The sequence below is a fragment of the Neisseria weixii genome, assembly GCF_042658245.1.
Classification (GTDB): domain Bacteria; phylum Pseudomonadota; class Gammaproteobacteria; order Burkholderiales; family Neisseriaceae; genus Neisseria; species Neisseria weixii.
Genome location: NZ_JBHSPY010000008.1, coordinates 55764 through 71686, shown reverse-complemented (window position 1 = coordinate 71686; position 15923 = coordinate 55764). Strand labels below are relative to the sequence as shown.

The 15923-nt window shown below is 43.4% G+C and carries 12 protein-coding genes; 4 read left to right on the top strand and 8 right to left on the bottom strand.

The features are described from left to right. Positions 1–24: 24 nt before the first annotated feature. From rfbA to tagD, 8 genes are all read right to left on the bottom strand, one after another. Positions 25–900, bottom strand: coding sequence for a glucose-1-phosphate thymidylyltransferase RfbA (gene rfbA, locus ACFPVS_RS06085; protein WP_123804036.1), 876 nt, complete (start codon positions 898–900; stop codon positions 25–27). 214 nt (positions 901–1114) lie between these two features. Next, positions 1115–2176 carry a dTDP-glucose 4,6-dehydratase gene (rffG, locus tag ACFPVS_RS06080; protein ID WP_378595492.1) on the bottom strand — a complete coding sequence of 354 codons (1062 nt, stop codon included), beginning with the start codon at positions 2174–2176 and terminating at the stop codon, positions 1115–1117. Between the two features lie 114 nt (positions 2177–2290). Then, positions 2291–3307, bottom strand: coding sequence for a UDP-glucose 4-epimerase GalE (galE, locus tag ACFPVS_RS06075; protein WP_096294557.1), 1017 nt, complete (start codon positions 3305–3307; stop codon positions 2291–2293). A gap of 47 nt (positions 3308–3354) precedes the next feature. After that, entirely contained in the window at positions 3355–6201 is a 2847-nt protein-coding gene (locus ACFPVS_RS06070; RefSeq protein ID WP_123804033.1) for a tetratricopeptide repeat protein, read from the bottom strand. A 77-nt stretch (positions 6202–6278) separates the two neighbouring features. Beyond that, a complete protein-coding gene (locus ACFPVS_RS06065) occupies positions 6279–7319 on the bottom strand; it encodes a glycosyltransferase family 2 protein (protein WP_123804032.1) in 1041 nt (346 codons plus the stop codon). 11 nt (positions 7320–7330) lie between these two features. Beyond that, positions 7331–10309: a CDP-glycerol glycerophosphotransferase family protein gene (locus tag ACFPVS_RS06060; protein ID WP_378595491.1), complete on the bottom strand. Its 2979-nt coding sequence runs from the start codon at positions 10307–10309 to the stop codon at positions 7331–7333. Between the two features lie 7 nt (positions 10310–10316). Next, complete coding sequence (locus ACFPVS_RS06055) at positions 10317–11585, bottom strand: tetratricopeptide repeat protein (RefSeq protein WP_378595490.1); 1269 nt, start codon at positions 11583–11585, stop codon at positions 10317–10319. Positions 11586–11588: 3 nt separating this feature from the next. Then, on the bottom strand, positions 11589–11996 hold the full coding sequence (tagD, locus tag ACFPVS_RS06050; RefSeq protein WP_096296059.1) for a glycerol-3-phosphate cytidylyltransferase: 408 nt from the start codon (positions 11994–11996) through the stop codon (positions 11589–11591). Positions 11997–12114: 118 nt separating this feature from the next. Between tagD and ACFPVS_RS06045 the strand changes: the two genes are divergently transcribed. The 4 genes from ACFPVS_RS06045 to ACFPVS_RS06030 are packed head-to-tail and all read left to right on the top strand — an operon-like array spanning position 12115 to position 15911. Then, a complete protein-coding gene (locus ACFPVS_RS06045; RefSeq protein WP_123804030.1) occupies positions 12115–13287 on the top strand; it encodes a polysaccharide biosynthesis/export family protein in 1173 nt (390 codons plus the stop codon). Positions 13288–13303: 16 nt separating this feature from the next. After that, positions 13304–14467, top strand: a complete 1164-nt coding sequence (locus tag ACFPVS_RS06040) for a capsule biosynthesis protein (RefSeq protein WP_096294560.1) — start codon at positions 13304–13306, stop codon at positions 14465–14467. Continuing rightward, positions 14467–15264 carry an ABC transporter permease gene (locus ACFPVS_RS06035; protein WP_096294561.1) on the top strand — a complete coding sequence of 266 codons (798 nt, stop codon included), beginning with the start codon at positions 14467–14469 and terminating at the stop codon, positions 15262–15264. Before ACFPVS_RS06040 ends, ACFPVS_RS06035 begins: the two co-directional genes overlap by 1 nt. Beyond that, positions 15261–15911 carry an ABC transporter ATP-binding protein gene (locus ACFPVS_RS06030; RefSeq protein ID WP_096294562.1) on the top strand — a complete coding sequence of 217 codons (651 nt, stop codon included), beginning with the start codon at positions 15261–15263 and terminating at the stop codon, positions 15909–15911. The genes ACFPVS_RS06035 and ACFPVS_RS06030 overlap by 4 nt, the downstream gene beginning before the upstream one ends. The last annotated feature ends 12 nt before the right edge of the window (positions 15912–15923 follow it).

Sequence of the window (15923 nt, the reverse complement as noted above, 5' to 3'; positions counted from 1 at the left end):
GAGTTTTACAAAGGTCTCGGCTTGTTAATCTTTGCCAACCAAGCGCAATAAATATTGGCCATATTCGTTTTTACACATTGGCATCGCTAAGGTTCTGACTTCTTCACTGCTTAACCAGCCATTACGCCAAGCAATTTCTTCCAAACACGCTACTTGTAAGTTCTGAATGTTTTCAATGGTTTCTACAAATGCAGCCGCTTCCAGCAGACTGGCGTGTGTGCCGGTGTCAAGCCAAGCGAAACCGCGGCCGAGCAGTTGGACATTGAGAGAGCCGTCGTCCAAATACATTTGATTTAAGGTGGTGATTTCCAATTCGCCGCGTTCAGACGGCCTTACTTGCTTGGCAAACTCCACCACGCGGTTATCGTAGAAATAGAGGCCGGTGACCGCCCAATCAGATTTAGGTTGTTTGGGTTTTTCTTCAATTGACAGGGCTTTGAAATTATCGTCAAACTCAACCACACCGAAACGTTCAGGATCTTTTACTTGGTAGCCGAACACGGCAGCGCCTTTGGTTTTGACAAATTCCGCAGCTTCCTTGAGCGATTGGCTGAAATGCTGGCCGTAGAAGATATTGTCGCCCAATACCAAGCATACCGAATCACCGCCGATGAATTTTTCACCAATTAAAAATGCCTGTGCCAAACCGTCGGGGCTGGGTTGGATGGCGTAGGAAATTTGAATACCGAAATCGCTGCCGTCACCGAGCAGACGGCGGAAAGCATCGTTGTCTTCCGGTGTGGTAATGACCAACACATCACGGATTCCGGCCAACATCAACACCGACAAGGGGTAATAAATCATCGGTTTGTTATATACCGGCAGCAATTGCTTCGATACGCCGCGGGTAATCGGGTAAAGGCGGGTACCGCTGCCGCCTGCAAGAATAATGCCTTTCATCAGCCTGCTTTCCTTATGTAGTTTGTGTTCAGACGGCCTTAATGCCGTCTGAACGTGTTTTTTTATTTAAGGCCTTTGCAAAGCCCCGGATTTGAGTACGGTTCGAAGTTAGAACAGCACAGAAAGCGCAGACCTATCATCAAGACAGGCAAGATTTCGGGCAGCACCTAACGGAGAAATGCGCCAAAGATGGAGGGTTTGCAAAGGTTTCTATTTAATTGCCTAAGCGTTCACGGTTGTAGCTGCCGTCTAACACGTGCGACCACCAAGTTTTATTGTTTAAATACCATTCCACTGTTTTGCGAATGCCGCTTTCAAAAGTTTCCTTCGGCTGCCAACCCAACTCACGGCCGATTTTGGCGGCATCAATCGCATAGCGCACATCATGGCCGGGGCGGTCTTTCACATAAGTAATCAAATCTTCATAACGCGCTACACCTTGCGGTTTGTTCGGCACCAATTCTTCCAACAGGGTGCAAATGGTGCGCACCACTTCGATATTGGCTTTTTCATTGTGCCCCCCGATATTGTACGTTTCGCCGATTTCACCTTCTGTGACCACTTGATACAGCGCACGCGCATGATCTTCGACATAGAGCCAATCGCGAATCTGCATACCGTCGCCATACACCGGCAGCGGTTTGCCATCAAGCGCATTCAGAATCATCAGCGGAATCAGTTTTTCAGGGAAATGATAAGGGCCGTAGTTGTTGGAACAATTGGTTACGATGGTTGGCAGACCGTAAGTGCGCAGCCATGCGCGCACCAAATGGTCGCTGGAGGCTTTTGAAGCCGAATAAGGGCTGGAAGGGGCGTAGGGCGTGGTTTCGGTGAACAAATCATCCGTGCCGTGCAAATCGCCATACACTTCATCAGTCGAAATATGATGGAAACGGAAAGCCGCTTTTTTTTCAGACGGCATATTCTGCCAATACGCGCGCGCTGCTTCCAAAAGCGTATAAGTGCCCACAATATTGGTTTCGATAAATGCCGCAGGACCATCAATGCTGCGGTCGACATGGCTTTCTGCCGCCAAGTGCATCACCGCATCAGGCTGATGTTCGGCAAATACACGGTTCAGCGCCGCGCGGTCGCAAATATCGACTTGCTCAAACGCATAGCACGGATGATGGGACACAGGTTCCAGCGATTCCAGATTACCCGCATAAGTGAGTTTGTCCACATTCACCACTGCATCTTGCGTGTCGTTGATAATATGGCGCACAACCGCCGAACCGATAAAACCGGCGCCGCCGGTGACAAGGATTTTTTTCATGATCGAGACAATTAAAATATTGTGATAGATAAGTAATAATATACTGATTATCTTATTTTATCAAAAATTAACAAAGGCCGTCTGAAACTTCAGACAGTCTCTCAATGGAATGGCTTAATCATCATAGCCATTCGGATTATTACTCACCCAGCGCCATGAATCTTCCATCATTTGGGTTAAACCAAATTGCGCTTTCCAGCCGATTTGCGATTCAGTAAACGCAGGATCGGCAAAGCAAACGGCAATATCACCATCGCGGCGCGGGTTGATTTGATAAGGAATATCCAAGCCGGAAGCTGCTTCAAAAGCCTTAACCATATCCAAAACAGAATAACCGTTGCCCGTGCCCAAATTATAAATATGTACGCCTGATTCTTTTGCTTTAGCTTGCATGGCCTTCAAATGACCACCGGCCAAATCAACCACATGGATATAATCGCGTACGCCCGTGCCGTCGGGTGTAGGATAGTCATCGCCGAATACCGACAAATAAGGCAGCTTGCCTGAAGCCACTTGGCAGATATAAGGCAGCAGATTATTTGGAATACCATTAGGGTATTCACCAATCAAACCACTTTTGTGCGCACCAGCCGGATTAAAATAACGCAGTAAAATCACACTCCAGCGTGGATCCGATTTTTGAATGTCGGCCAAAATCCGCTCGACCATATATTTGGACGTGCCGTAAGGATTGGTGGTACCGCCGACGGACATATCTTCCGTAATCGGTGTACGTGCCGGGTCGCCGTAAACGGTAGCCGACGAGCTGAACACGATGCTGAACACGCCTGCCTTAGCCATTTCTTCGGCCAAAATCAGGCTGCCCGATACGTTGTAATCGTAATATTTCATCGGCAGTACATTGCTTTCACCCACTGCTTTTAAGCCGGCAAAATGCATCACCGTTTCAATTTTGTGTTCGGCAAAAATCTTTTGCAGCATGGCACGGTCGCGGATATCGCCTTGGTAAAAAGTGATATCTTTACCGGTAATTTCTTTTAAGCGCGGCAGAATCTTGGCACTGGAGTTGCACAGATTATCGAGAATCACGACATCGTAGTCTGCTTCAATTAGTGAAACGGCAGTGTGCGAGCCGATAAAGCCGGTGCCCCCTGTGATGAGAATGGTCATTGTTTTTCCTTGTTACAATTTTAGGTTATGCCGTCTGAACTGCTTAACTACATAAAATCTTGGTATTTATCAGTTAAATGTTGCAATATGGAGTTATTTACTTTTTTACCTTGCTGATACAAATCGGTTTTTCTAAAAGTATTGTTCCAAACGTGCATGGCATACATATTATTGGATAAATTACGCTCATCGAAGTTTTGATCTAGAAGCATTCTTCTCGTCTGTATGGCGTTTAAGCCATAAAAGTAATAATAAGGTTTGGCAAACTTATCCAAGTTGAAATAAAGCAAGGCTTTCGTTAAACCTGTGGGGCCGCTTGATTCACCCCAAAGCGTATGTTCGCGGCCCAAACCTTTTTCAATGCGTTTCTGTTTTCGTTCAATATCCTGCACCGTATCCCAAGGTAAAATCTGATTAGGGTTTTGGCTCATAAACTCCATCAACTCCACCAAATGATGATGGGCGGGAAATTTCAATACCGCATTGGCTACAGCATGGCCTTCATAGCCGAATACATAATCTTCTTTCGTAAAATCAAACGGTTTTAAGCAGATTTCATCCATATCCACCCAGTAGCCGCTCTTCATGGCAATCATTTTCCATCTGAACCAATCTGAGAAGTGGGCGGGTGAACCGTGTGAATAGAAAATATCTTTTTCGGGCAAGATCTCATTGCCGTCTTTAACAATCACGCCTTTGGGGATATTTTTCAAATCCTGGTAAGTATATAAATGCACTTCGTGGCCGTGATACAGGTAAGATGCCAAACACAGTTGCTGGACGATGCCCAAGTCCTTGCCAATCCATAAAGACTGGATAGTGTCTTTTACGATAGGTGAGCTATTTTCCGTATCAAATTGTTTTTTATCTAAATAATCAAACCAAGAAGAGAATCTGAGCGCATCAATCTCTGCCAGTTTTGAGCGGCCGGACACAAACAGATCTTTGGCTTCTTTGTTCAGATTTTGCGACAGTTTTTCATGAATTAAGATATTCAAAGGTTTATTGTCGGTTGTGCTATTTCTTAATGCTGCTGTTACGGTATTTTCGGATTTAATCCATTTTTCCCTATATAAATTCCAATACTTAATTGTTTCATCATAGTTATTAAGGCATTGGCTGATTTTTGCCAATTGCGCCAATGAAGCATATGGTGAGTTGCTGCTTGGGTTGGGCAGGTTCTGTTTATGATAGGCCAAAACATCTTCGTATAAGCCCAAGCTTTGTTTTAAATAAATAACATGATGCTCATTGTTTTTATCCTTGCCAAATCTGTTGCAGTAGGTTTCGTAATAAGGATAAGCCGTATCAAAATCAAAATTTTGACACATCGTTACTGCCAAATATCTATGTGCCAGCTCAAGATCCGGGAATTTATCGGCAAATTCATGACCATACTGAATAGCTTTATCTATCTGATTATCTCCCTTTAAACTGGTAATTTGTAAGGCATAAGATACCGGCAAATTTGGGAATGCCTGAAACAGTTTTTCTGCAAATATGGCTGCTGATTTCCAATCCTGCTCGTATTGATAGACATTAACCAATCCCTCCAATCCCCGATGGCTTTTTGGGGATAATTTTTGCAGCATTTTAAATTCATTTCTTGCTTCTTCGTAGAGAGACAGGTTTTTATAAGCATGACCAGCCCACCAATAGCTGTGCCATAAATCTGGAAAACGCTCTCTGAATTTATAGGACCTTGAAATTACTTCTTCCCAACGGCCTTGTTGCTGGGCGACATTAACCATACCTTCCAAGCCGTGGTGCAGATGTGGCAGCTTTTCAGTCATTAATTGAAATTGTGCTTCTGCTTTATCATATTGTTTTAGATTTTTATAAGCTTGTCCCGCCCACCAATATCCTTGCCACATATCGGGCTTCATTTTTTGCAATTGAATGGAATATGCAGCGGCCTTTTCCCAATTCTTTTGCTGGTTGGCAAGTTCTGCCAAACGTTGTATTTCTCTAGAGTCTTTCGAGAAATCTTCTGTCATTGATTGAATTGGTTTCCCGGTATTTATCAGTATGCAAGCATTGCGGTTTTCTACCTTTAATTGTTTATCCAACTTTTCAGTAAAGATTTTGTTGCCGTATGCCAGCGAGACATACAAGTCATAAATTCCTAGTTCGAACTGGTAGGTTTCAATGCCTTTTAGCCCCAGTGTGGCAAAATAACTGGCATTATAATCACTTGTCGGGTTTCCGATTTTGAATCCGAGATTGTTTTTGCGCACTTGTCCCAGCTCAAACACATATTGGCGTTGGGTGATTAGTTTTTGGGCAATTAGATAATACTTGCCTTGTGTAAAGTTGCTTAATGGTGCATCAGGAACGATAAACTCGCCTTCAACATGAAAAACCGTACCCTTGGTCCAAGAGTTTTCTATACTGATATGGCTGTTTGCCGGCGCATTGCTGCCGAAAATGTCTTTTTTTGCAAGGTAAACTTTGCCGCTCTCTTCAAATAAGCGGCATTCGAAAAAATCATCCGCCGTATGCTTGTCCAAATTCACGCTTGCCATTACCAAACCGGTGTAGTTGCGGACATTTTTATCGGGCGAAACGGAAATTTGGATTTCATAAATGCCGTCGTTTAAGAAACCGATATCGATGCCTTTAAAACCTATGGTTGCCGTACCGGCTGCCGTATAGTTGTAATTTTTGCCATTGTGAGGTTGGTTTGCCAATTCACGTTTGGGCACTGTTCCCAGTTCAAATTCTGCTTCACAGTCATTGAGTAAGTTTCTGAATTTGATATGTTTGTGCAAATAGCGATAGTCAGGAGCATCATAGCCTTGTAAATAGGCAAGTCCTTCGATAAAGAAAATAGTTTTAGCTATCCAGATTTTCTCAATTTTATTGATCGGAATGTGCTTGGTTGGGAAATTCATAGTAAAACCTCAGTTAAATATTTTTTAATGAGTAAAACGGTTGTGTCGGTTGGCAGGCCTTGTTTTTCAGACGGCCATTAAATCCGTTGTTTAATTTTCAGTTCATCTTGAAAGGTTTGTGACAAAATCTGTGCGGTATACATAAATTTTTCTTTGTTACCTGCGACTAATGCATCCAAACAAGCCCGGATCAGGCTGTTGGTTACCAAACGTGTGTAAATATATTTTTTGTGCTTTTGAATAAAGTCTAAGGCCGTCTGAAAAATTTCTTCTTTTTCGTCTTCGTTATAAAACACAAATTCACGCAGATAAATCAGTAAATCATGGTTCATATAAAATGCGATTTGATAGGCTTTGCGTAGTTCCGGAATATATTGCCACAAGCTATTGATGGCAGCCATGCGTCCTTGAAAATTACTCACGGATTTGGTTGTGGTGATGGTGGTTTGGCTGCCGTAAATCAGCCAGACATACACGCGGGTGTCAATCAGGCCGATACGGCCGAGTTTGGAATAAAGCTTGGCGGTGAAAAGTTTGTCTTCGTATAAGCCGGGCTCAAAATAGAGAACCAAGTCTTTAAGCATTTGCACTTTATAGAGCTTGTTGGTGGACAAGGTGTCATCAAACAGGGAAAGGCGGTTGGCGAATGTGCTGATTTTTGGGGCTTTATACAAACTGCGAAACCATTCGCTTTCCATACCGCTTTCAAAATCTTTGCGCACGGTTACGCCCGACACACAGTCGAGCTGGTGCTTTTCGGCATAGGCCAATAATTTTCCTAGTGCGTCGGGGCAGATCAGATCGTCTGAATCCAAAAAGAAAATATATTCGCCTTTGGCATGGCGGATGCCGAAATTGCGTGTCAGCCCCAAGCCTTCGTTATCTTTATAAAAATAACGGAAGCGCGGGTCGTTGAATTCTTTTACGATGTCTTCCACCGTTACGGTGTGGCCGTCATCAACAATCATTACGTCGAGATTGGTGTATTGCGACGCTTGAATAGACTTTAGTGTTGCCGGTAGGGTGGTACGCGAGTTGTAGCAAGGCACGAGTATGGAAATAGTGGGCGATTTGCCGGTTTTTTTGGTTTTTCTTAAGAATTTATCAAGAAAGCTCATGTTGTTTTCCCTTATGTGTTTGTTTCGGTATCAAGCTGGCTGATCAATTTGTCCCACTGGGTGAATACGCTGGCGTTAGAGAAAGATTCAAACGTAGCTTGAATTGCGCTTGCTGATAAAGTATCGGTTTGGTTGAGTGCATCCACAACGGCGGGATAATCGCCATAAGCCGTAAGAAAACCTGTTTCGCCGTGTTTGATAATTTCTTTGGCGGCGGTAAACGAATCAAAGGCAATCACGGGGCGGCCGTGTGCATAGGCTTCCAATACCACAAGCGGAAAGCCTTCCGATTTGCTCATCAAGAGCAGGGAATCGTTATCGCTGAAGATTTTTTCTTTGTTGCTTTCAAAACCGTGCAGTTTGAGCACATTTTGCAGGCCGTTATTTTTTAAGGCCGTCTGAAACTCATCTTTTAATGCGCCATCGCCATAAATATTGATAACGATACCGGCATTTTGTTTGATGATTTCTTTGCCCAAATCAATCATGCTGAAAATATTTTTGTCTTCGTCGAGCCGGCTGATAACGGCGGTGTGCAAGGGATTTTGCGGAGCAAGCGCTCGGTATTGCGCATCGATGGAGTTGTGTATGTAATCCAGTTTGTTTTGCACTTCTTTCTCTAAATGCGGGCGCAGCAAATCCACCGACGATTGGGTGAGCAACAGCAGACGGCGGTAGTTGTAAAGTTTGCCTTCATTGAGCCAGCCTAGGTGCGGACCGTACATTTCACGGGAGACAATGTCTTTAACGTCGCCGTGGAACATCAATACGGATTTTGCATTTTCCAGATATTTTTGGAAATGCAGATGGGCGGAAAATTGCAAAGAGATCACAATGCCGTCTGTATTCTGCAAAATATTGGCGCACGCCCCGTTGAGATATTGTGCCGATAATTTGAAATCAATGTAGGGGCTTTGCAGTTGATGGAATTCGCTGTTGGTTTCGGCAAACTCGCGGATGGCGATAACAAAAATACGGGCGTTGTATTTTTGTTTGTAGTGTTTCGCCATGTTTTGCAAAAAGCTATGCACGCCGCCGATTTGGTTTAACTCGTTTACCAAGAAAATGATGTCTTTGCTGTGGCGGTGCGTCGGGTCAAATGCCAACGCTTCTACAATGCGTTGGGTGGATTGCCCGTCTTCCAAAGGATAGAACGTATCGGTAATTTTGTGGTTATCGCCGCTTAAACCTTGCCAATCAAGCTGATACAGAGCCTCTTCGCTTTTGATGATTTGTTTGGCAGGCAAATAGTAACTAAAGTTAAAATACACGCCGCGCTGATTCATATAATCTTCATAATCATATTGAAACAAAACAATCGGTTTATGAAGCAGGGCAAAGTCCAGCACCAATGATGAATAATCGCTGATCAGAATATCGGCAATTTTCATTAAGTCGGCAATATCGGAATAGGCGGTGCAGTCGATTACATCATCGTATTTTTTGTTCAGATGATTCAGATAGTGCAGTTTTGTGATGATAACGTATTCATTATTCAGGCTTTCAAGCAGGGTTTGCGGGTTAAACGGCAACGCCATGACACCGGCCTTGCGGAAAGTCGGTGCATAGAAAATGATTTTTTTGTTGTGCGGAATGCCCAGCGATGTTTTTAAGAATGTTGAGCCGATGTTTTCGTGTAAGGCGAAATCCAGGCTGTATTGCTTGAGCTGTGCCCAATCCAACGCGCACAAAGCATCTTCGTTATCAGCGGTAAACGGGCGGCGGTGCAGAATCTGCAATTCTTGATAACGTTGTGCGTGATCTTTTGCAAATATTTCATGATCGTAATGGAACAAGGCCACCGGGCGGTTGTATTGGTCGAAAGTGTAAATCAACGGGTTGTAGTCGCTGATGAGAATATCGGCAAGCAACAAAGCGTCGCTGTTATTTAAATCGGCGGTGTAATACACGCCGGCCGGCGGATTGCCGGGGATGGTATTGGTTTGGGAAGCCAATAAAACCAGCAGGCAATAATAATAATCGCTGCCAAAGGTAGCCAACAGGCGCGCGGCGTCAAATGGCAATACCATTTCGCCAGCCTTACGGAATTCAGGCGCATAGAGAATGATTTTGGCGTGTTCGGGCAGGCTGATGCGTTCACGCAATCGTTTCAGGCGGTCTTGATTATCTTCTTGGCGGAACAGTTTGTCGGTTTTGGCACAACCCAATTGTAAGATTTTCCCGTCGTAACGCATGGCGCCGCGCAAGAACACATCGGTATAAAAATCCGACATGGAAATCATGCAGTCATAGGCGAGGTTGTAGCGGATGGCTGTTGCCAGATGTTTGATATCCAAATCGGCAAACATTTTCTTGTAGGGAATACCGTGCCACACCGAAATCCAAGTGTTGGTGTCGGTGATGCGGTAGCCGTAATTCATTGTGCCGGCATCAATCACATAATCAGCAGTAAATTTCAAAAACTCACCGAATGATGAGCCGTTTTTTACCAACGTGTGTGTGCTGCGGTAAACAATATCCTCGCTTAAATGGCGGATGATAATGTAGATGTTGAAATCGTTTTTGTAGTATTCAATGAATGAGTCAATATCCGCCATAACACGGTAATTATAATCAGACGGAATAAGCAGTAGTTTTTTCTTCAGTGTAATACCTAACGAACGGGTTTCACCACTTTGGTTAATACGAGGTACGGTAATTGGTTGGGTAGTTGCCAAAACTGATGAAGCATGATGTGTTTTGCTATTAAGTTGACGATTACATTGCTGCAGTTGGATTTGCCATTGTTGGTTATAAGGCGCAAGAGTAATCGCTTTACTCAGGTAAAATTGTGCTTCGTGGAGATTGCCAAGTTTTAAGTGGCATAAGCCTAGTTTGAAGGTATTTTGGGCGTGTTGAGGCTCAATATCGTAAACACTTTGAAAAATTTCCAAAGCTTGTTGCCATTTTTTTTTGCGGTAAAATATCAAGCCTTTGCGATAGCCGGCCGGTGCGGTAATGTGATAGTAGGAGTTTTTTAAAAATTTCATAAGATATTCAATCCAAATGTTCGCCGTATTCGCGCAACACGCTTAAATAGCGTTCAGGCGGCCTTTTACCTGTATGTAGGGAAAAGGTAATTTTTTTATACAAATAAATCAAAAATTCATCTTGTGAGATGATTTCCATGTTGGGTGTATCTAATGCACTATCAAATGATAATTGCGGTGTGCGCCAATCTCCATAATTTTCAGTAAGATATAGATCGTAATCAGCGGGAATTAGATAATGGCCATTTAAAAATGGCCGGCTAGTTAACTCAAAAGGCGAGTTATGCCATTTGCTTTTTCCGCCTGCGTGCCAATAATCATTTTCTTCACGGTAATGGATGAAAATATCGATCGTAATGCCGTTCACATGGCGAATAACTAAAATATCAGGGCTATAAATAGGTAAAACATAAAAACAGCCACTGCTATAAATTTTATTAGCTAATCCGCTAACTGAATGGGTTTCCCAAATACCTATGTCAATGTCTTTATCATGTCCTAGTAATTTACCTTCACGGATGCAGCCGAGTAAAGTTCCGCTGATAAGAAAGAAATCAATCTGGTGAAGATCAAAAAAATTTTTCAAATCACTGAGCGCCTGTGCTGCTTTTTTATCACTATATTGGCGAGAAGTAGGAGGCTTTGCTGGTTGGGTAGGAGGATTTTGGCAAAGAAGACAATATTGTTTTCGCCAAAAATTTAAAACAAAAGTTGTCTGTTGGGCACGTGTTGCAGCAGTAGATAAATGACAGGATAAATCATAAGAAAGGGGCTTTTTGCCGTAATGATTATGTGCATTCACAAATAATTCGTAAAAACGATCAAAATCAGCTTTTGTTTCTACTAGGTTAGACAAATATTGCCATGTTTTGCCACGTTGACTCTGTTGAAGAAATTTTTTTAATAAATCAAAAGCTTCCTCTTTTTGATTATTTCTATATTTAATTTCTGACAGCAGGTACAGGCCTTCTGCATGGCATGGATACGCTTGGCAAAACCGGAGTACATGATGTTCGGCTTTATCAAGCTTATTTTGTAAAAATAAGCTTTGGGCCAAATATAAATCACCAACATTTATTCCTTGAGCAATCAGTTTTTGGGCATTTTTACGGATATTCCCATGTAAAGGTATGCTGAAATCTTTATGAATGAAATAAAGGTATAAATACCACTTACACGGTATGCGCATGCCTTTGGTGTGTCGGAAAATATTCAATATGATTTTTATTAATGCATATTGCCGGAGATAATTAGTTAAGGAGTAGAATAAAGACATATTTCAAAAGCCGGAATCAGCTATTTTGCCGGATAGAGCTTCTTTTGTTTGCGTGGTAGAAATACCTTCTGTACGAGGTAGGTATACTACTTCACAGTAATCTTTAAGAAAGTCAAATTTTCCAGCCCAGTCATCACCCATGACAAAAATATCAATATTGTTTTCCTGTACATCTTTGATTTTTTGTTCCCAAGATGTTTCAGGGATGACTTTATCGACATATTGAATAGCATTGACGATAAAGGCTCGCTCTGTATAAGGATAAGCGCACACCTTGCCTTTACCTAAATTGAACTCATCAGTAGAGATGGCGACAGTTAAGTGATCGCCTAGAGCTTTTGCTCGCGCTAAAAGGCGAATATGACCATGATGGAGTAAATCGAATGTGCCGTAAGTTAATACTTTTTTCATTTTTTTTTGTTGTCCCGGTAATTAATAGTTTGTTGTTGTATCTATAATAATGGATTACAAACCCAAGTAGATAACATATAATTAGCCAAAACATAATTCTAGTTGATTAGGTTATATTATGGAAGTAAAACAAATATCTTCTTTCATCATTTGTGGTTTGTTGTTTGTTATGGTGACGGCATGCAGCAGTATTCCTTCATCAGGCCCAAGTGCAAAAAAAGTTATCTCGTTAGGCCAACAGTCTGAAACTCAAATTCCTGAAGTGGAGTTGATTGATGTCAATCATGAGGTGGCACAATCGTTGTATAAGGCTCAGGTGAGTCAGTCATTCACTCAGTTTGGTGACGGCTATGCTTCGGCCGGTACGCTGAACGTTGGTGATGTATTGGATATTATGATTTGGGAAGCACCGCCGGCTGTTTTGTTTGGCGGTGGTATTTCGTCGATGGGTTCGGGCAGTGCGCAGCAGACCAAACTGCCGGAGCAGTTGGTCACGGCGCGTGGTACGGTTTCTGTGCCGTTTGTTGGAGATATTTCGGTGGTCGGTAAAACACCGGGACAAGTTCAGGAAATCATCAAAGGCCGTCTGAAAAAAATGGCGAACCAGCCGCAAGTGATGGTGCGTTTGGTGCAGAACAATGCGGCGAATGTGTCGGTTATCCGTGCGGGGAATAGTGTGCGTATGCCGTTGACGGCAGCCGGTGAGCGTGTGTTGGATGCGGTGGCTGCTGTGGGCGGCTCGACGGCAAATGTGCAGGATACCAATGTACAGCTGACACGCGGCAATGTGGTGCGGACTGTTGCCTTGGAAGATTTAGTTGCCAATCCGCGACAGAATATTTTGCTGCGCCGTGGTGATGTGGTGACGATGATTACGAATCCTAATAGCTTTACGTCTATGGGGGCGGTAGGTCGTACGCAGCAAATTAATTTCTCGGTTAAGGGTTTGTCTTTGGCTGAGGCGGTAGGCCGTATGGGTGGTTTGCAAGACCGGCGTTCTGATGCGCGTGGCGTGTTCGTGTTTCGTTATACGCCGTTGGTGGAGTTGCCGGCTGAGCGGCAGGATAAGTGGATTGCACAAGGCTATGGCAGTGAGGCGGAGATTCCGACGGTTTACCGGGTGAATATGGCTGATGCCAATTCTTTATTTTCTATGCAGCGTTTCCCCGTGAAAAATAAAGATGTATTGTATGTATCGAATGCACCTTTGGCTGAAGTGCAGAAATTCTTGTCGTTTGTGTTCTCGCCGGTTATGAGTGGTGCGAACAGTATCAATAATTTAACTAATTAATGTGGGAATAAGTAAGATGTCTGAGCAGCTTCCTGTGGCGGTTGTCGCTGAAACTAAAACCGAGAATAAGAAGCCAAAGAAAAAGGGGTGGTTGAAAAAAGTAAGCCCTTTATTTTGGGTGACGGTGATTATTCCTACTGCGATTTCGTTGGTGTATTTTGGTTTCTTTTCTTCCGAACGCTTTACTTCGCAATCGAGCTTTGTAGTGCGTTCGCCGAAAAGCCAATCTTCGTTGAATGGTTTGGGTGCAATCTTGCAGGGCACAGGTTTTTCCCGTGCTCAGGATGATATTTATACGGTGCAAGAATATATGCGTTCCCGCTCGTCTTTGGACGAGCTGCGCAAAACTTTGCCGGTTCGTGAATTTTACGAAACCAAGGGAGATGTGTTCAGCCGATTCAATGGCTTTGGACTGCGTGGTGAGGAAGAGGCTTTTTATCAATATTATAAAAATAAGCTGAATATCAATTTTGATGCGGTTTCAGGTATTTCCACGTTAAATGTAACGTCATTTGATGCGCTTGAGTCTAAAAAAATCAATGAGGCTTTGTTGAAACAGGGTGAAGCCTTAATTAATCAGCTGAATGATCGGGCGCGCTCTGATACGGTACGCTATGCGGAAGAAGTGGTCAAAACGGCTGAGGAACGCGTGAAGGAGACTTCTCAGAATCTGACTGATTACCGTATTTCAAATGGTGTTTTTGATTTGAAAGCACAATCAGAAGTGCAGATGGGTTTGGTGTCTAAGTTGCAAGATGAGTTGATTGTGATCCAAACCCAGCTTGACCAGGTGAAAGCGGTTACACCGGAAAATCCGCAAATTCCAGGTTTGCAAGCCCGTGAAAAAAGTTTGCGTAAGGAAATTGCCCAGCAATTAAGGGCAATTTCGGGTGGTGGGCGGTCTTCATTGTCAAATCAAGCCGCAGATTATCAGCGTGTATATTTAGAAAATCAGTTGGCAGAGCAGCAATTGACCGCTGCTATGACCTCTTTGGAGAGTGCCAAGGCTGAGGCTGACCGACAGCAGCTTTATTTGGAAGTAATCTCGCAACCGAGTCTGCCGGATTTGGCGCATGAACCTAAACGTTTATACAACATTGTCGCCACTCTGATTATCGGTTTGATGGCTTATGGTATTTTGAGCCTGTTGACTGCCAGCATTCGTGAGCATAAAAACTAATGAAAGCGTTGCATAAAACATCATTTTTGGAATCTTTGGCGATTCAAAGGCGTGTGATTGGCGCACTTTTGATGCGGGAGATCATCACCCGCTACGGTCGCAACAATATCGGCTTTTTATGGTTGTTTGTCGAACCGTTGCTGATGACATTGTTTATTGTCTTGATGTGGAAATTTTTAAGGGCAGAACAATATTCGACTTTAAATATTGTGGCATTTGCGATTACCGGCTATCCGATGATGATGATGTGGCGTAATGCCTCTAATCGGGCAATAGGTGCTATTTCTTCAAATGCCAGCTTGCTTTATCACCGTAATGTCCGGGTGCTCGATACCATCTTGGCGCGCATGATTTTGGAAATTGCCGGTGCAACCATTGCGCAAATTGTGATTATGGCCGTATTGATTGCTATCCGTTGGATTGAAATGCCGGCTGATATTTTCTATATGCTGGTGGCTTGGCTATTGATGGCGTTTTTTGCCATCGGCTTGGGTTTGGTGATTTGTTCGATTGCCTTCAATTTCGAGCCATTCGGTAAAATTTGGGGAACATTGAGCTTTGTTATGATGCCGTTATCGGGCGCATTCTTTTTTATCCATAATTTACCACAACAAGTGCAAGAATATGCATTAATGATACCGATGATGCATGGTACAGAAATGTTTCGTGCGGGATACTTTGGCAGTGATGTGATTACCTATGAAAATTCCTGGTATATCGTTTTGTGCAATTTGGTCTTGTTGCTGCTTGGCTTGGCCATGGTCAGTAAATTCAGTAAAGGGGTCGAGCCACAATGATTTCGGTTGAACATGTTTCCAAGCAGTATCAGATGCGTGGTGGTATGCGGACTGTATTGGACGATATTAACTTTTCACTGCAAAAAGGTGAGAAAATCGGTATTTTGGGCCGAAACGGTGCCGGCAAATCGACTCTGATCCGTTTGATTAGCGGTGTCGAGCCGCCAACTTCGGGCGAAATCAAGCGAACCATGAGCATTTCTTGGCCGCTGGCGTTTTCCGGTGCCTTCCAAGGAAGCCTGACCGGGATGGATAATCTGCGTTTTATCTGCCGGATTTATAATGTCGATATCGATTATGTGAAAGTGTTTACGGAAGAATTTTCGGAGCTGGGGCAATATTTGTATGAGCCGGTGAAACGCTATTCTTCAGGTATGAAAGCGCGTTTGGCTTTTGCGCTGTCGTTGGCGGTGGAGTTTGACTGTTACCTGATTGACGAAGTGATTGCGGTGGGCGACTCACGTTTTGCAGCTAAATGTAAATATGAGCTGTTTGAAAAACGCCAAGACCGTTCGATTATTTTGGTGTCGCACAGTCACAGCGCGATGAAACAGTATTGTGATAATGCCATGGTATTGGAAGCGGGGAAGTTGTACCAATTTGATAATATGGATGAAGCTTATCAATATTATAATGCTTCGGTATGATGTTATTTGAAT